Source organism: Streptomyces fractus (genome assembly GCF_049844455.1).
Taxonomy (GTDB): domain Bacteria; phylum Actinomycetota; class Actinomycetes; order Streptomycetales; family Streptomycetaceae; genus Streptomyces; species Streptomyces fractus.
The window spans coordinates 199,999-217,190 of record NZ_JBMYHI010000001.1 but is presented as its reverse complement, the minus strand read 5'-3'; the positions used below and the strand labels follow the sequence as shown (position 1 = coordinate 217,190).

Here is a 17,192-nt window from a genome sequence, read left to right as displayed (position 1 = left end):
TCTTCTGGTGGTGTGTCAGTTCCTCGTCGGGGCCCGAGGCTTGAGCCGGTGCTTCTGTTCGATGACGAACGGGCAGAGTTGGAGCGGTGGACCCGTCGGGCGAATTCGGCCCAGGCTCTGGCTTTGCGGGCGCGGATTGTGCTGGCGTGTGCGGGACCTGACATGCCGTCGATCGTCGGGGTGGCCCGGGATCTGCGGGTGAGTGCGGACACGGTCCGCAAGTGGCGGCGGCGCTTCCTCGCTCAGCGGCTGGGCGGCCTGGTGGATGAGCCCAGGCCGGGCCGGCCGCCCACCATCAGCGTCGATCAGGTGGAAGCGGTTGTGGTCACCACGCTGGAACAGCTGCCGAAGAACGCCACCCACTGGTCACGGAAGTCCATGGCCGAGCACAGTGGTCTGTCGAAGTCCACGGTCGGTCGGATCTGGCGGCAGTTCCAGCTCAAGCCGCATCTGGCAGACACCTTCAAGCTGTCGACGGACCCGCTGTTCGTGGAGAAGGTCTACGACGTCGTGGGCTTGACTCTGTCGGGGATCTTGGAGCTGGCAGGTCAAGTCCCCAGGGTGCGCCAGGATTTCGGCCGGGGTATCTCGCGTTGATCGAGGTAGCTCTGGAAGGCAGTCGGTCGCCGGGGTGTGGGGGCTTGTTCGGTCGGTGGTAGTCCGCTGAGGTGCTCAATGTTGACGGCGATGGCCGTCAGGACGTGCTGGACGTGGGCCTTTCCCTGTCCTCGGTAGCGGCAGCGTCGCATGCCGTGTCCGTGGGCGAACTCGTTGACCGTGCCCTCCACTCCGGAGCGGACGGCGTAGCGGGCCTTCCATTCGGGCGTCTGTTGCTCGGTGCGGACGCGGAGTTGCAGGTCGCGGAGCTCTCGTGGAGGAAAGCCCACGGTGCGGTGGGTTTCGCGGGAGGTGGTGCACTGAGCGCGAGCCGGGCAGGGTTGGCACTGGCTCTTGGTGAACCGTGCCACGATCAGCGGGGCCGCGGTGGGTGAGGAGGTCGGGTAGGGGCCATGCCAGCCCGCGCTGACCTGCCCCTGGGGGCAGGTGACCTGCCGACGCTCGAAGTCGATGTGAAAGTCGTCCCGGGCGAAGCCCTCGCCTCGGCGGTGCTGGCGGGTGGGGTTGCTCTTCAGCGGCCCGGAGACGGTGACCTGGTGGTCGCGGGCGGCCTGTTCCAGGTGGGGCAGGAAGGTGTAGCCGGCGTCGACCAGGTGCTCGGCGGGCAGCAGGCCGCGTCGGGCGAGACGGGTGTGGATGCCCGGCAGGATCTGGCTGTCGTGGGTGGTAGCCGCTGTGGTGGCCACGTCAGTGATCACGTTGGGGCCATCCGCAGCACAAGTCTCGGTCAAGTGGGCGGAGAACCCCTTCCAGCTGATGATGTGTCCGTGCCGTGCATAGCGGGCCGAGGTGTCGTAGGGCGAGACGATCGCCCGCGACGAGGGCGGCAGCCCGGGTCCGTCTTCCTTCTCGGCCGTGCGCCAGCGCAGGTGTCCTGCGGCGTCATGGTGGTAGTTCTGCACCATGATCTGGCGCAGAGCCTGGACACGGGGACCGGACGTGCGGTCCGTGCCGTGCCGGTAGAGGTGTTCCAGGAGCCGGACGGCGTCACCTCCGGTGGCAAGGATCCGGGTCTTCGGTTTGGTGGGGTTCTTGCCCAGGCGGACCGGCCGGCCGTAGCGGCGCCCCCAGTCCTCATCGACCAACTCATCGAGCAGGTGCGGGGCGCTGCCGACGACTTCTTCGAGCGCGGCGCGGACCGCCTCGGTGATCAGCTCCAGGCGGGTCAGGTCACGCACCGCGGCCAGGACGTGGGTGGAGTCGGTTCGCTGCGTGGTGCGCTCGCGCACCAGACCGGCCTCCTTGAGGCGGGCCAGCGCGAGGTCCAGGAGCCGGTCAGCGCGGTCGTCCTCGGTGAGACGGTCACGGAAGTCAGCCAGCACGCTGTGGTGGAAGCCGGGATCGTCCAGCTCCATGGCCATGGCGTACTTGAAGTCGATGCGACAGCGCACCGCCTCGGCCGCCTGCCGGTCCGACAGTCCGAGCAGGAACTGCAGCACGCAGACGGTGGCCAGCTGTGCAGGTGAGAGACCCGGGCGCCCGTCGCGGGGATACCAGTCGGCGAAGTCCTCGTCGCACCACAGCCCATCGAGGCGGTCGCGTACCCATATCGCCGTCGTACCACCCGGGTTGCTCGCCCGCGCGACCTGCGCAGTCAGAGACGGGACGTGCTCACCGGAACGCGGGCGCAGGGACAACGGGCACCTCGACAACTGCATCGGTCGGCGGAACCACCCGAGCATGCCCGTTGATCATGCTGCCACGCCGGGAAACTCCAAGATCCCCGACAGAGTCAACGATGGACTCGCTGCGGCACGTGCCCGCGGCCGGTTCGGCGGACGCCGACCGAAGCTCACCGCGGACCAGGCCGTGCTCGCCCAACGCCTCTACGACGAGCGTGAGAAGACCATTCAGCAGATCGCCGACATGTTCGGCATCCGCCGCTCGACGGTGTACGGGCACCTCGACAAGACCAAGACCGTGCCCCGCCAACCGAAGAAGACCAAGGCCCAGTGCCACGGCGGGCGCGAAAAAGCGGGAAGTCACGGACTCCATGCCGGAACCTGCACCGCGTAGTGGCGCAGCACCCGACCGGAAGGCCAAAACCCTCTCCCCTTCAGGGAGCGGTCGCACGTCAGTTGCCGCGCCGATGCTGGTGCCGGGCGGCAGCGCGGCCCGGTTTGGGGCGTTCCTCCACACCGTCGGCCTCGGCGCGCGGGGATTCCTTGGCGAGCAGCGGGGCCGCGCCGCGGGCCGCGTAGAAGGCGACCGTCAGATCGTGGATCATCGCGGCGCGCTGAGCCTCGTCCATCTGCACCATACCGCGTTCGGTGAGCCGGCTGACGGTGTCGTCGACGGTGGTGACCACGTTGTCGACGACGGCCTCGCGCAGCTGGGTGTCGAGCGCGAAGAGCTGCTGCTGGCGCATGGCGGAGACGATCTCGGGGGCGTAGTCGAGGTGCGAGACCTGGATCGAGTACACCTCGACGCCGACCGCACGGGCCTCGGCGGCAACGGCCGCGGTCAGTTCTTCGGCGAGCTTCTCACCGTCACGCAGTGAAGGGCCGGGACCGGCGAAGACGTCACAAGGCAGCTGGGAGACAAGACGGTTGACCGAGCCCTCGACGGCGGTGGCCAGGTACGACTCGTGCTCCTCGACGGCGAACACGGCGCGGGCGGTGTCACGGACCCGCCACACCATCAGAACGACGACGTTAAGCGACACGCCCTGGCTGTCGCTGCAGGACACCGGGGCCGAGCGCCAGTGCCGCAGCCGGACGTCGACCCGGTGGCGCAGCAGCAGCGGGTTGACCCACCGGAACCCGGTGCGGCGGACCGTGCCCTTGTAAGCGCCGGAGAAGGAGAGCACGATCGCCTGACCCTCGCGGCCGGTCGTCAGGCCAGCGAGAGCGAACGCGAAGAGCAGTGCGCAGCCGATGCCCGCGACCCACAGGACGGTGGTCATGCTGCCGTACTCGTTGCCGCCCGGGATCGCGGCCCAGGCCCCGTCGACGAGAACACCGCCCCGGGCGAGCGCCATCAGCACGCCGCCCACGGCGAGCAGTGCGACCGCGACACCCCACCAGCCGCTCGGGCCACGCCCCATGGATTCGGCGAAGGAACGGTCCACCTGGGGTGCGCGCTTGGCGGTGGTGCGGCCGTGGGCCCCGGTGGCGGTCACGGGGGTCGGACCGGTCGTGGTCACCACCGGGACCGGGCCGGTCACGGCGCCAGCGCCCTCCGCCGCCGCGCGGCGGTCGTTGCGGGCCTGAAGCTCCGCCGTGTCGACTGCGGGCCGGGCCTGGGTGTCGGCGAACTGGAGCAGGGAGGGGCCGGGCGTCGGTGCCTGCGCCGACGTCGCCGCGGTGGCGGTCGGCGCGTCCAGGGGGCCACCCCGGAAGAGCATGTCGAGCGGGATGCCCTGTTCACCGGTCTTCGCCGGATTCCATTTCTGGCGACGGTCGTTGTCCTTGGGGGCCGGGTCGGCCCCGTCCGCGCGGCCTTCCGAAACGTCGGCGCTCATCGCTCCACTCTCCGCAAGTGCATGCCTATGTGACATACAGACATATAAGGTCCATAGTACGCCAATTGACCTACTCGTCAGGATTCACCTTCATGTCCGATGTCTTCCCTGGGCGCTCCGGTGAGCACCGCAGGCCGCCCGGCCGCCGCTTCACCCTCAGCGCGCCCCGCATCTTCCTCGCCCTGACCCTCATCGGCGCTGGTGTCCTGTTCTGGGTGCCGTCGCGGTCGGACGGGACCGCGTCGGCATCGGACACCGGCACCCACGCGTCGGCCGCCGCCTCGCCAGGCAGTTCGGTGTCCTCGCCCTCCGGCGGAACCCTGGTCGACACCAGCGGCACCTCCTCGTACACCACCGACGACTTCGCCACCGGCGCGAACTGGACCATCGACTACACCTACGACTGCTCCAACCTGGGCGAACAGGGCTACTTCACGATCGACGACGGAGTCGACGGCACGCGCTACGCCAACGTCCTGGGCGATGGCGGCTCGGACTCCATGGAGGCCTCCGGCTCCGGCACGCACAGCCTGACCGTGTCCACCTCATGCGCCTGGACCCTAAAGGCGAAGGGCTCCTGACAGCTGTTCATCCATGCGGGAGAAGGGGCCGCCCGCCCCGAGGGGACACCGCCGAGAAAGCTCGTAACGTCCCACCGCCTTCAGAGGTCGTCCTATCTTCACACTTCATCCCGAGATGCAGCTTTAATGCGCCGATATCGGGTCGCGCCAGAAAATGGCGTGTCACCTTAACGGATTGTCGCTGGCCGGTGGGTGTGAGGCGGCCGTCGAATGCGATTGGGAAGACGACGAGCGGCGCCTCCAAGAGCATCGCCCAGCGGCGCCGGCCCCTTCCGGCTGGGTCCAGGCTCACTAGCGCCATGTAGACGCACTTCAACGCGGCACGTCCTGAAGGGAAGTGGCCGCGGGCCCTCACGGTCTTGCGGATACGGGCATTCACGCTCTCGATCGCATTCGTCCAGCAAATGACCTTGCGGATCTCGATGTCGAAGGGTGCGTGCCTGATCGCGGCGGCATATCCACGGCGCAGGCGGTGCGGAAGACGGCGAGGGCGGTGAAGGAGACGAGCCAGACGAGGACGGTGAGGGAGTGCGGGCCGGGGATGTCGGGGCAGGGCGGCGCTCGCGTTGACGCTGATGGCCGTGCCCATGACGGACGCGTATCAGTTGAGCCGAGGTGGCGTACGGAGCGGACGCGACCGGGGGACGGGGTGGGGGGCTGGGCGTTAGTGAAGTCCTCCAAGTCGTCGCCGGTCACTCCGCGCGAACGTGCCGTAGGGCGTCGAGCGCCAGCGCATTGACTGCGTGCCAGTCACCGCCGTAATACCAGCTGCACGAGCGGGCGTCGCGGCACTGCAGGACCTGGCGGAGTCGGCGCCTCCACCAACGCACCTCGGTCGGCATTTAGACGTCATCTCATTTGGCTGGTTCGGTAGTCTGCGGTTGTGGGAATCGTGAAGCGGTTGGTGCCGGACGAGTTGTGGGAACTGTTTCAGCGGGTGGTGCCTGAGGCGCCGAGCCGACCGCAGGGCGGTGGTCGGCGTCGGCACGGTGACCGGGAGGTACTGGCTGCAATCGTGTTCGTGGCCACGTCGGGCTGCACGTGGCAGCAGCTCCCGGCGGCCTCGTTCGGGCCGTCGGGAGCGACGGCCCACCGGCGCTTCGCGGAGTGGTCGAAGGCCCGGGTCTGGGCCAAGCTGCACCGCCTGGTCCTCGACGAGCTCGGCGCCCGCGGCGAGTTGGACTGGTCGCGGTGCGCCATCGACTCGGTGAACATGCGGGCCATGAAAAAGGGGACCTGACCGGCCCGAATCCTGTGGATCGAGGGAAGTACGGGTCGAAGATCCACTTGATCACGGAGAGAACCGGACTGCCCCTGTCCATCGGTATCTCCGGAGCCAACCTCCACGACAGCCAGGCACTCGAGCCGCTTGTGCGTGGCATCCCGCCCATCCGGTCCCGCCGCGGTCCCCGGCGGCGCCGCCCGGCCAAGCTGCATGCCGACAAGGCGTACGACAAGCGGGCGTTGCGTCGTTGGCTGCGCAGCAGGAACATCACGCCACGCATCGCCCGGAAGGGCATTGAGACCTCTCAGCGACTCGGACGCCACCGGTGGACCATCGAGCGCAGCATGTCCTGGCTCGCCGGATGCCGGCGACTCCACCGCCGATACGAACGCGAGGCCGACCACTTCCTCGCGTTCACCAGCATCGCCTGCACCCTCATCTGCTACCGCAGACTCACCAAATGAGATAACGTCTTAGATGGGTTCGAGGAACGGACGGGGCAGGCCGAAGCGGACCACTGCGAACTCCTCGGACACCAAGCGCGGTTCCGGCTCGGCGGGGGCACGGCACGTACCCGGCACCGCGGCCGGTGGCGACCTCGCGGGGCCTGCCCCGACTCAGCCGGCTCCGGGTAACGGCACTGCAGGTTCAGGGCTTTGATCTTGTGGATCAAGGTCCTTGGTCACATTCGACACGCAGCGGGAGAGGGAGAGGCTTGCTCTGGATCCGCATATCGATGTGCAGATCGAGCAACTGACGCAGGAGGAAGTTCAGTGAGCAGCAGGACAGCAGCCCACCGAGTGGTCAAGGAGCTGGAGGCTCAGGGGGTAACCCACGTCTTCGGTATTCCGGGAGCAAAGATCGACGCGGTCTTCGACGGCCTGGTCGATGGCGACCCCGATCTCGTCGTCTGCAGGCATGAGCAGAACGCCGCCTTCATGGCCGCGGCGGTCGGCAGGCTGACCGGCACGCCCGGGGTCTGTCTGGTCACGTCCGGACCGGGTGCGTCCAATCTCGTCACCGGGCTCATGACAGCCACCACCGAGGGAGACCCCGTGGTCGCTCTCGTCGGCGCGGTCGGGCGCACAGAACGACTCAAGCGCACGCACCAGCAGGTGGATGTCGAGTCGCTCTTTCGTGCGGTGACCAAGTCGGTGGCAGAGGTCGGCACCGCCGACGCCATCCCCGAGGCCCTAGCCAACGCCTTCCGCACGGCCGCCACCGCACGGGCCGGAGCGACAGCCGTCGCCATCCCCCAGGACGTGCTCACGGAGACAGTCAAGGCCCCTGCCGCGCGAGCGGCGGGGGCACCCAGGCTCGGGGCTTCGCCCCGGGGCGAGCTGGAGCACGCCGCGAGGCTGCTGTCCACTGCCCGGACGCCGGTGATCCTGGCGGGCATGCGCGCCGGCGCCCCCGACGTCTGCGCTGCGGTACGAGACATGCTGCGGGCCACCGAACTCCCCGTCGTGGAGACCTTCCAAGCTGCGGGCCTCGTCTCCCGCGACCTGGAGGACCACTTCCTCGGCCGGGTCGGGCTCTTCCGTAACCAGCCCGGCGACGTCCTGCTGGACGAAGCCGACGTGGTGCTCGCCGTCGGCTACGACCCGGTCGAGTACGGCCCCGCACACTGGAACGGATCTGGCGAGCGGCACATCATCCACGTGGACTGCGTACCGGCGGACATCGACAACCATTACCACCCTGAGATCGAACTACGCGGCCACATCCAGGACAACCTCGCTGCTCTCACCGCTCTCGTCGAAGGCCTCCGCCTGAACTCGGACACCCAAGACATGGTGGACGCGCAGCGCGGCCGCCTGGCAGAGGCCGACGCGACGGCGCACGCCGAACTCCCCGACCGAGTCCACCCTCTGAGGCTGCTGAGCGAGCTACGTGCAGCCATCGACGACCACACCGTCGTCGCCTGTGACATCGGGTCGCTCTACATCTGGACGGCCCGCAACTTCCGCGTGTACGAGCCGCGGAAGCTCCTGTTCTCCAACGGCCAGCAGACCCTGGGCGTGGCGCTACCCTGGGCGATCGCTGCGTGCCTCGTGCGGCCCGGCAAGAAAGTCGTCTCCATGTCCGGCGACGGCGGATTCCTATTCTCCGCAGCCGAGTTGGAGACGGCGGTGCGGCTCAGCTGCAATTTGGTACACCTCGTCTGGGCGGACGGCGCATACGACATGGTCGCCTTCCAGGAGCAGGCCAAGTACGGGCGGACATCGGGTACCGAGTTCGGCCCGGTGGACCACGTCCGCTTCGCCGAGTCGTTCGGCGCGACCGGGCTGCGCGTCTCCTCGCCCGATGAGCTGGCCCCCGTCCTGGCCAAGGCGCTCGCCACACCCGGGCCGGTCGTCGTTGACATTCCGGTCGACTACCGCGACAACGCTGCGCTCGCCACGGCCCTGCACAGTGAGGTGCTCCAGTGAACGGCGCGCCCCCGGTAGGCCAAGGGCTCTTCCAGACGGCGACGATCGGCGCGCTCCTTGACGGCGTCTACGACGGCGAGATGACTCTGGCCGAACTCGCCGCGCACGGGGACTTCGGGCTCGGCACATTCAACCACCTCGACGGCGAAATGGTCGCTGTCGACGGACAGTTCCATCAGCTGCGCTCAGACGGCAGCGCTGCCCCCGCCGCCCCCACGGTACGCACCCCGTACGCGGCCGTTACCTTCTTCCGCCCCGACCACGAGCAGTCGATCAACGAGCCGCTCCGCTTCACCGACCTGGAGCGGCTCGTTAGCCTGATGACCCCCAGCCCCAACCTCTTCTACGCGATCCGCGTGGACGGCCACTTCGGCTCGGTGACCACCCGAACTGTCAGCCGCCAATCCCCTCCTTTCGTCCCACTCGCCACGGCCACCGACCAGGATGCGGTCCATCGGTTCACCGACGTGCGCGGCACGGTTGTGGGGTTTCGGACCCCCGCCTTCGCCCAAGGCATCGCAGTGGCCGGCGACCACCTGCATTTCCTCACCGACACGAAGGACGGCGGCGGCCACGTCCTCGACTTCGTCGTCGCCTCCGGCACCGTACAGATCGCCGCACAGCCCGGAATCCACCTCGACCTGCCCCGCACAGACGCCTTCCTCCACGCGGACCTGACACGCCCGGATACCGACGCAGAGATCCGCAGGGCAGAGGGTGGAAGGCGAGTTGGCTCATAGTTGCCCATTCCGCTCTGCGGTGTGTCCGGAAGATGGGTCTTCAAAGATCCCTGCTGCCGCATCTGTCGTCGGCGCTGGTCGAGATGGTGGATACGGGCGAGGGTCTGGGCCCGGTACTCCCGAAACAGCCGTGTTGCCGCGACCTTCCTCAGCCGGCATCCCCGCTCCACGGTCCACGTCCACCTCGACCGGGAGAAGACCGTACCTCGGCAACCGAAGAACTTTGGAAAGCCAGGCCTTGTCGGCACGACTCCCCGCGGGCCGCCAGCTTGCTGATCACTGCTGACGCGGGTGGTCCCAAGGGGTATCGCGCCCGCACCTACCCCTGTGGCTTAAATATCCCCATTGCGGACATATGGTGTTAACGGCATCTCTATTGCCGATTGGCGATGATCATCGAAATCGCCTGGCACCGAGGAGGCAAACCTGTGACCGATCTACCGACCTCGGCCGCCCGGAGTGACGGGAAAACAATCACCTCCGCCCCCGGCGACCAAGCCACCAGCACCGCCCCTGGGTAACCCTCCGCGCCCCCTCTGGCCCCGGAACCCATGGCGTCGCCTTCCCTGGAGACAGCTCCGGCGACACGGACCCCTGTGCCGTCAGCCCTGACGAACGACGGCCCAATCCCCTCCTGCGTCAACGAGCGATCGAACGCCGACATGGACCTGACGGACACTCCCACTTGCACCTGCGCCAATACCACCCCGGCGCGCTGCCCTCCAGGTCGGGTAGGTCGTGAGCGTGAGCTGGAAGGTCCCAGTGATGTCGTTGACTGCGAAGGCGCCACGCCGTGCCCGCTGCGTTCGGCGTGCCGACCTGTGGGGCGCGCCGCGCCGGTCGCAGGAGGCGTACTTCGCGGAACTCACCCGGCTCACCGTCGCCAAACCTGATCCAACTTGAGCGCCTTCAACAGCGCTCGCTCCGCAGATCGACAACTACGCATCTTGAATGCAAGATAAGGAAGCTCGCTCATGCTCACCGACCAGTCGGCCGCCACCGTCCGCGCCACCCTGCCCGCCGTCGGGGCCGCCATCGGGGACATCACCCCGCTCTTTTACAAGAAGATGTTCGCCGCCCACCCCGACCTGATCCGCAACCTGTTCAACCGCAGCAACCAGGCGGCCGGCACTCAACCGCAGGCACTGGCCGGGTCCGTCGCGGCGTTCGCGACGTACCTTGTCGACCACCCCAACGACCGTCCCGACGTGATGCTGAGCCGCATCGCACACAAGCACGCATCCCTCGGGGTACGCGCCGACCAGTACCCGGTCGTGCACGAGCACCTCTTCGCCGCGATAGCCGAGGTGCTCGGCGACGCGATCACGCCCGAGGTGGCCGCCGCATGGGACGAGGTGTACTGGCTGATGGCGAACGCGCTCATCGCGATCGAGGACCGGCTCTACGCGGAGCAGGGCATCGTCGCCAGTGACGTGTGGCGCGAGTGGGAGGTGGTGGAGCGGACTGAGATGACACCGGATGTCTGCGCGCTCCTGCTGCAGCCGGCCGACGACGCCCCGGCACCCTCGTTCAAGGCGGGCCAGTACGTGTCCGTGCAGGTCGAATTGGCCGACGGCGCACGCCAGATACGCCAGTACAGCCTGACCAGTGCACCCGACGCGACGACACGGTCGATCGCGGTGAAGCGAGTACACGGTGAAAGCACGCCCGACGGGGAGGTCTCGCAGCATCTGCACAAGTTTGTCCGCGCGGGCGACATACTCCGCGTCTCCGCACCATACGGCGACCTCGTCCTCCGTGACACCGACGCCCCGCTGCTGCTCGCCTCCGCCGGTATCGGCGTCACCCCGATGCTCGCCATGCTTGAGGACCTCGTGGCTCGCGACCACCAGGGAGGTGTCACGGTCGTCCACGGCGACCGCTCCCCCGCAACACATGCACTGCGCGCCGACCATGAGGCCCTCACCGCCAAACTCCCGTCCGCCCAGGCGCACTTCTGGTACGAGGAAGCAGGCCACGGCCTCGCGGACCTCACCGACGTACCGCTCGCCCCCGGTACACACGCCTACCTCTGCGGCCCGCTGCCCTTCATGCGCACACTCCGCGAACAGCTCGTCGCCAAGGGCGTGGCATCGGCCGACATCCACTACGAGGTCTTCGGCCCCGACTTCTGGCTGGCGGGACTGTAAACCTCAGGGTGTCGGGGGCTGGCGCGGCGGCGTGATGACGCTTCGTGTCCAGCCTCCGCCACTTCAATCCGTGTATACCGTTCTCGCACGCACGGCTTTCCGGCACCGTTCACCGTCGGGCATGCGCCATCACCCAACGCAGGTTCCCACCAAGACGGAAAGGCAGATACGGAGTGGCCGCCCCGATCGCGTCCCGCGACAGCACCTCAATTGCCCGGCTTTGGCCTGTCGAGGGGAAGGGGAATCACGGCCGGCTGCGCCGGGGTCGTGTTCTCGCCCGGCAGGTTGCGCACGCCGATCCGCTTCCTGAACACCCAGTACGTCCATGCCTGGTAGGCGATGACCAGCGGGGCGAAGATGACCGCGACGATCGTCATCACGGTCAGCGTGTAGTGGCTGGAGGCGGCGCCGGTCACGGTCAGCGACCAGGAGTCGTTCAGCGTGGAGGGCATCACGTCGGGGAACATCCCGGCGAACAGGGTGGCGATCACCCCGGCGATGGCGATGCCGTTGAGTGCGAAGGCCCAGCCCTCACGGCTCTTGAAGTTGCAGTAGAGCGCACTGAGCAGCGTCGCGAGACCGAGCCCGGCGAAAACCAGTGCGAGGCCGGAGCCGGTGCCGACGAGGCCCCACAGCAGGTAGGCGGCGTAGATGACGCCCATGGCCGGGGACCACAGGCGTACCAGTTCGCCGGACTCGTAGCGGATCACGCCACGGGTCTTCAGCGCGACGAACAGCGCGCCGTGCAGCGTGCTCAGCAGGACGAAGAAGACGCCGCCGAAGATGTTGTACGGAGTGAACAGGCACCAGATGGAACCGTCGAAGTGTCCCTGGGAGTTGAGGGCGATGCCGTCGGTCATGCCGGAGAGCACCATGCCCCAGAGGAACGGCAGGAGCAGTGAGGTGTAGAAGACGGCTTCTTCGCAGTTCTTCTTCCAGCGCGCGTCCTCGCGCTTGGCCCGGTACTCCAGCGCGATCACTCGGATGATCATGCAGACCAGGATGGCCAGGAAGAAGAAGTAGAAGCCGGAGAGCAGTTGGGCGTACCAGGCGGGGAAGGCGGCGAGGGTGGCGCCGACTGCGGTGAGGACCCAGACCTCGTTGCCGTCCCAGACGGGGCCGATGATGTTGATGAGGAGACGGCGTTCGCCGGGATTGCGGGCCTGGGCCCTGAGCAGGATCCCGACGCCGAAGTCGAATCCCTCCAGGAAGAAGTACCCGGTCCACAGGACGGTGATGAGGATGAACCAGAAGTCGGGGAGGGTCACGGCGTTGTCGTCTCTTCCGGGGCGGTGCAGGCGGTCGGCGGGTGCTCAGTAGGCGAAGGTGAGCTCGGCGTCCGCGTCCTCGTCGAGGGCGGACGGGCCGCGCAGGGTGGGGTCTTGGGACGGGGGTTCCTCGGAGGTGTCCGGGCCCTTCTTGATGTGTCGGGCCGTCAGCCTCACCTCGATCACGGCGAGAACCGCGTACAGGACGGTCAGCACGGACAGGCCGATCAGCTGCTCGGTGGGGCTGATGTTGGGGGAGACCGCGTCGGCCGTTGTCATCAGGCCGTTGACCACCCAGGGCTGGCGGCCCATCTCGGTGAAGATCCAGCCGGCCGAGTTGGCGATGAGCGGGAAGGTCATGGTGAGCAGGCCGAAGCGCCAGGCCCACTTGGTGAGGGTGGGGCCGAGTTCCCGCTGTTTGGTCAGCATCAGGCGCGGGACCTCGTACTCGCCGGTGCGGAACTGATGTGCCAGGAACTTCTTCTGCCGCGTCAGCCAGAGGCCGACGATGCCGCCGACGAAGGACACCATCCCGAATCCGATCATGACGCGGAAGCCCCAGAAGGTCACGAAGACGCTGGGCATGTAGTCGCTGGGCTGTCCGCCGTACTTGTCGGCTTCGGCCTGGGCGGTGTCGTTGATGCCGGGAACGTAGCTGTCGAAGTTCGAGTCGGCGAGGAAGGAGAGCATGTCGGGGATGGAGAGTTCGACGCTGTTGTGGCCCTCGTCGACGTCGCCGACGGCGAAGATCGAGAAGGGCGCGCCGTTCTGGCCGTCCCACAGCGCCTCGGCGGCGGCCATCTTCATCGGCTGTTCCTTGAACATCTCCTTGGCGACCTGGTCGCCGGAGAGCGTGACTCCGAGCCCGGAGATGATCGCGACAATCAGCCCCATCCGCAGCGAGGTTCGCATCGCGGCGACCGTCTTGCCGCCGTCGGCCGCGGCCTTCTCCGGGTTCTTCTTCGCCCGCCACAGGTGGTAGGAGGCGACGCCGACGATGAAGGCGGCGCCGGTCAGGAAGGCCGAGGTGATGGTGTGCGCGAAGATGACGACGGTGGCCTTCTGGAAGAGCACCGACCAGATGTTGGTGAGCTGGGCGCTGCCGTCGGCGTTGATCGCGTAACCGACCGGGTGCTGCATCCAGGTGTTGGCGGCCAGGATGAAGTACGCGGACAGGACCGTGCCGAGGGCGACCATCCAGATGCAGGCGCAGTGGAGCTTCTTCGGCAGGCGCCCCCAGCCGAAGATCCACAGTCCGATGAAGGTGGACTCGAAGAAGAAGGCGATCAGCGCCTCCATCGCGAGCGGGGCGCCGAAGACGTCACCGACGAACTGGGAGTAGTCCGACCAGTTCATGCCGAACTGGAACTCCTGCACCAGGCCGGTGGCGACACCGAGCGCGATGTTGATCAGGAAGAGCTTTCCCCAGAACTTGGTGGCGTGGAAGTACTTCTCCTTGCCGGTCCGCACCCAGGCGGTGTGCAGGCCCGCGGTGAGCGCGGACAGCGAGATCGTCAGTGGGACGAAGAGGAAGTGGTAGACGGTCGTGATGCCGAACTGCCACCGGGCGATGGTGTCCGGGGCCAGCGCCAAATCCACTGCGTTACCTCATCCTGCGTACGGTTTTCCGGGAGCGGACACGCACGGGCATCCGTCTCCCACCCAACACCCCGACCGGTCCGGCACCCCCCGGCGAAAGTGGACGCTTCGCCGCCCAAAGTGGACGTGATAGGGGTGAGTTGACCTCGAGTCAGGCGACGGACGGTCAGTGTGCCCGCCGCCGGACCACCTTGCGCCGCACCACGGCCAGTGCGACAAAGAGCGTCCCCGCACCGATCACGCACAGCGCGGGCGTGGTGGCCGAAGTGACTCTGACCGTGAAGGTCATCGGGTCTCCCCAGGTCTTCCCGTCCGGCGTGTAGAGCTGTGCGGTGACCTCGACCAGGCCGTTGGCACGGACCGAGACGGGGATGTGCACGGTGGCGGTGGAGCCGGCCTTGGGGGTGACGGTGACCGCGTCGGTTCCGGCCTGAAGGTTCTGCGGCTGGCTGCTGGTGAGCTTCAGGGTGAGCGGGGCGGTTGGCTGCTGCAGCCCGCTGGTGACGCTGATGGGGAGGGTGGCCGAGTCGCCGGCCAGGGTGACGTCGGTCCGGGGGACGAGCGAGACCGAGGAGGCCGCCGAGGTCAGGGATGCGGTGAGGTTCGTACGGTAGGTCCTCGCCGCGTCGGATGAAGTGTCCGAGGAGCTGTGTGTCGTACCGGCGGGGTCGTCGCGCCAGGCGGTGGACAGCGCGCTGAGCATGCCGCTGTGCACGGCGTCTGCGGTGCGCTGCGGCGCGGAGACCACCCGCAGGAGTGTGGTGAGCTGATCCTCGACGGACGCGATCTGGGCGATCGCGTCGGCGGAGAGGTCGCTGCCCGGGGCGTTGGTGCTGTGCGGGACGGTGAGGTGCGGGGCGTTGGTGGCGTCCTGCTGCAGCTGGTCGAGGGTGACCGGGTCGGCCCAGCCGGCCGCGGCGGCGGTCTGCAGGACGTCGGCGAGGACGCCGGCCGCACCCGCGGACATCTGCCGGTCGGGGGCGATCACCAGGTTCGCGGCGGTCGACGGGTGCTCCAGGGTGACCATCAACGTCTCGGCGAGCATCTGCTGTTCAGCCATGGTGCGGGCGGCGGGGGTGGTGAGGTCGCCGGAGAGCAGTTCGGTGAGGGCGGAGCCGGCGACCAGCGCGGTGGTGTCGCCGACGCTCTGCACGGCGTCGGGGGTGTAAGTGCCGCCTACCTCGTCGCTGTCGACGATCACGGAGGTGTCGCCGATGTCCTCGGCCAGGTCCAGGGTCTGGGTGTCGAGGGTGCCGCCGTCGGGCCAGGCCAGGGTGGTGTCCGGGCCGTCGACGCCGAGGGTGGAGGTGACGATCTGGGCTCCCTGTTTCTCGGCCTTGTTCAGGGCGGCGGCCAGTCCTTGGACGCCGGTGCCGTTGTGGGCCAGGGAGACCAGATCGGGATCTCCGTACGGCAGGACGGCCACCTCGGAGCCGCTGTCGTCGTTGACCGCGGCCTTCACCTGCTCCAGCCAGGTGGTGGCGGCGTCTGGTCCGGTGCCCTTGGTGGAGTCGGCCAGGGCGGTGACGGCGTCGTCGCCGGGGTCGGCGGCGACCCGGTAGCCGTCGGTCATCTGCGTTGCCTCGGTGAGGATTTCGGGGTCGACGACCCAGGTGACCGGCAGGTCGACAGAGGCTCCCTCGGAGACGACGGTGTCGAGCCGGCCGCCCTCGGCGAACTCCCCGGCCAGGTCGTCGTCGGTGAAGACGGGCTGCTCGCTGTCTCCGGCGGTCTGTCCCCAGGCGGTGAGGTGCGGGGAGTCGGTGACCGGCCAGAGCGCGGCGACGCCGGTCGGGGTGACGGAGGCGGTGGAGCCGTTGGGGAACCAGGGCAGGAAGGTGCGGGTGATGCCCACCTCGGTGCCGTCGTCGTCCTGGGCGACCAGGTTGAACTCGTGGACGCCGGCTGTGGATCCGTACGCGAGATCGTCCACGGGGATCTGGAGGGTGAAGTCACGGCCCTGGCCCGGATCGAGGTCTCCGGCGGTGTATGTGGGGGCGTCGGTGATGACCTCGCCGTCGCCGTCGCAGGGGGAGGTTCGGGCGGCGACCTGGGAGATGGCGGCGCGGGAAGTGAGCGGGGTGGAGCCGCCTGTGGAGACGGCGAGGGTGGTGCCGGAGATGGTGTCGTTGGAGGTGTTGGTGAGGGTGCCCTTGACGGTGACGGTGTCGCCGGGCCGGGGGGCCTGCGGGGTGAGGGAGGTGAGGGCGATGGAAATGTCGCCCCAGGTGTTGGGGGCGGCCTCGCCCGGCTGCGCGGTGCCGACCGAGGCCGAGGGTGTCGCGGAGGCCGTGGCCGCGGCCGGTTGTGCGTACGCGGTCGCCGTGCGGGCCGGCAGGAGGGCGAAGAGTACGGCGAGGACCACCGAGGCCGCTCCGGCCGCCGTGGTCCTCTTCCTGCCGATGCCTCGTGCCGTCAAAGCCAGTTCAGGTCGCCGAGGGGCCAGACGACGGCACGGACCGGGCCCACGATGTCGTCGACCGGGACCATGCCCTGGTGGGCGTCGTTCTGGTGGAAGCGGGAGTCCGCGGAGTCGGAGCGGTGGTCGCCTTCCACCCATACGTAGCCCTGGGGAACGGTGACCGGGCCGACGTCGCCCCAGCCGGAGCAGGAGTTGTCGCCGGGATAGAGGTAGGGCTCGTCGACGGTCTGGCCGTCGACGGTCAGGGTCTGGCCGCTGCACTTCACCGTCTGGCCGCCGGTGGCGATGACCCGCTTGACCAGGTGGTCGCTGGACGCGGGCGGGATCACGCCGAAGAAGGACAGGGTGTCCTTGACGGGGCCGTAGTCCTGGGTGGTGGTGCCCGCCTCGCCGGCCAGCCAGTGGTCGGGGTCCTCGAAAACGATTACGTCCCCGTCGGCGGGGTCCCGACCGAGCAACGGGGAGAGCTTGTCGACGGCGACCCGGTCGCCGATCCGCAGCGTGTTCTCCATGGAACCGGAGGGGATCGTGAAGACCTGGAAGAGCAAGGTTTTGACGATCAGGGCGAGGACCAGCCCCATGACGAGCATGAGCGGTATCTCGATGTAGAGGGGACGCTTCTTCGCGTCCTTCTTATGGTTCTTCTTGCGGCTTGTGTTGCGGCGGTGCGAACCGGTCTGGGTGGTGGACACGG

General features: G+C 68.1%; 13 protein-coding genes and 2 pseudogenes. 8 read left to right on the top strand and 7 right to left on the bottom strand.

The window, feature by feature from the left end:
• Positions 1-48 precede the first annotated feature (48 nt).
• On the top strand, positions 49-597 hold the full coding sequence (locus ACP4E5_RS01110; protein ID WP_425824771.1) for a helix-turn-helix domain-containing protein: 549 nt from the start codon (positions 49-51) through the stop codon (positions 595-597).
• On the opposite strand, the gene ACP4E5_RS01105 is transcribed toward ACP4E5_RS01110, so the two are convergent.
• The gene (locus tag ACP4E5_RS01105) at positions 549-2,255 is read right to left on the bottom strand and encodes an IS1182 family transposase (RefSeq protein ID WP_425824769.1); all 1,707 of its coding nucleotides are present in this window, start codon (positions 2,253-2,255) and stop codon (positions 549-551) included. The two genes, ACP4E5_RS01110 and ACP4E5_RS01105, sit on opposite strands and share 49 nt — an antisense overlap.
• 43 nt (positions 2,256-2,298) lie before the next feature.
• Between ACP4E5_RS01105 and ACP4E5_RS01100 the strand changes: the two genes are divergently transcribed.
• The gene (locus ACP4E5_RS01100) at positions 2,299-2,634 is read left to right on the top strand and encodes a helix-turn-helix domain-containing protein (protein ID WP_425824768.1); all 336 of its coding nucleotides are present in this window, start codon (positions 2,299-2,301) and stop codon (positions 2,632-2,634) included.
• A 58-nt stretch (positions 2,635-2,692) separates the two neighbouring features.
• Here the strand turns inward: ACP4E5_RS01100 and ACP4E5_RS01095 are convergent, their stop codons facing one another.
• The gene (locus ACP4E5_RS01095) at positions 2,693-4,081 is read right to left on the bottom strand and encodes an SPFH domain-containing protein (RefSeq protein WP_425824767.1); all 1,389 of its coding nucleotides are present in this window, start codon (positions 4,079-4,081) and stop codon (positions 2,693-2,695) included.
• 92 nt (positions 4,082-4,173) lie between these two features.
• Here ACP4E5_RS01095 and ACP4E5_RS01090 point away from each other — a divergent pair, with 92 nt between their 5' ends.
• A complete protein-coding gene (locus ACP4E5_RS01090; protein WP_425824766.1) occupies positions 4,174-4,662 on the top strand; it encodes a hypothetical protein in 489 nt (162 codons plus the stop codon).
• A gap of 193 nt (positions 4,663-4,855) precedes the next feature.
• On the opposite strand, the pseudogene ACP4E5_RS01085 reads toward ACP4E5_RS01090, so the two are convergent.
• A pseudogene (locus tag ACP4E5_RS01085) lies at positions 4,856-5,149 on the bottom strand (transposase); the annotation flags it as partial.
• Positions 5,150-5,551: 402 nt separating this feature from the next.
• On the opposite strand from ACP4E5_RS01085, the gene ACP4E5_RS01080 reads away from it, so the two are divergent.
• The 5 genes and pseudogenes from ACP4E5_RS01080 (at position 5,552) to ACP4E5_RS01060 (ending at position 11,209) form a co-directional block, all read left to right on the top strand.
• A protein-coding gene (locus ACP4E5_RS01080; protein WP_425824945.1) for an IS5 family transposase occupies positions 5,552-6,351 on the top strand; the annotation gives its coding sequence in 2 pieces (ribosomal slippage) (positions 5,552-5,900 and positions 5,900-6,351; 801 coding nt in all).
• Between the two features lie 309 nt (positions 6,352-6,660).
• The gene (gene alsS / locus ACP4E5_RS01075) at positions 6,661-8,319 is read left to right on the top strand and encodes an acetolactate synthase AlsS (protein WP_425824765.1); all 1,659 of its coding nucleotides are present in this window, start codon (positions 6,661-6,663) and stop codon (positions 8,317-8,319) included.
• Positions 8,316-9,059 (top strand): acetolactate decarboxylase, encoded by a 744-nt coding sequence (budA, locus tag ACP4E5_RS01070; RefSeq protein ID WP_425824764.1) that lies wholly within the window; start codon positions 8,316-8,318, stop codon positions 9,057-9,059. The genes alsS and budA overlap by 4 nt, the downstream gene beginning before the upstream one ends.
• 743 nt (positions 9,060-9,802) lie before the next feature.
• Positions 9,803-9,962 (top strand): annotated as a pseudogene (locus ACP4E5_RS01065) (transcriptional regulator); the annotation flags it as partial.
• Positions 9,963-10,033: 71 nt separating this feature from the next.
• Complete coding sequence (locus ACP4E5_RS01060) at positions 10,034-11,209, top strand: globin domain-containing protein (protein WP_425824763.1); 1,176 nt, start codon at positions 10,034-10,036, stop codon at positions 11,207-11,209.
• 206 nt (positions 11,210-11,415) lie between these two features.
• Here ACP4E5_RS01060 and cydB read toward each other — a convergent pair whose 3' ends face one another.
• The 4 genes from cydB to lepB all read right to left on the bottom strand — a co-directional run bounded on the left by cydB (position 11,416) and on the right by lepB (position 17,190).
• Entirely contained in the window at positions 11,416-12,477 is a 1,062-nt protein-coding gene (cydB, locus tag ACP4E5_RS01055; protein WP_425824762.1) for a cytochrome d ubiquinol oxidase subunit II, read from the bottom strand.
• Positions 12,478-12,522: 45 nt separating this feature from the next.
• Entirely contained in the window at positions 12,523-14,076 is a 1,554-nt protein-coding gene (locus ACP4E5_RS01050; RefSeq protein ID WP_425824761.1) for a cytochrome ubiquinol oxidase subunit I, read from the bottom strand.
• A 166-nt stretch (positions 14,077-14,242) separates the two neighbouring features.
• A complete protein-coding gene (locus ACP4E5_RS01045; RefSeq protein ID WP_425824760.1) occupies positions 14,243-16,441 on the bottom strand; it encodes a DUF6049 family protein in 2,199 nt (732 codons plus the stop codon).
• Between the two features lie 50 nt (positions 16,442-16,491).
• Positions 16,492-17,190 carry a signal peptidase I gene (gene lepB / locus ACP4E5_RS01040; RefSeq protein ID WP_425824759.1) on the bottom strand — a complete coding sequence of 233 codons (699 nt, stop codon included), beginning with the start codon at positions 17,188-17,190 and terminating at the stop codon, positions 16,492-16,494.
• Positions 17,191-17,192: the final 2 nt, after the last annotated feature.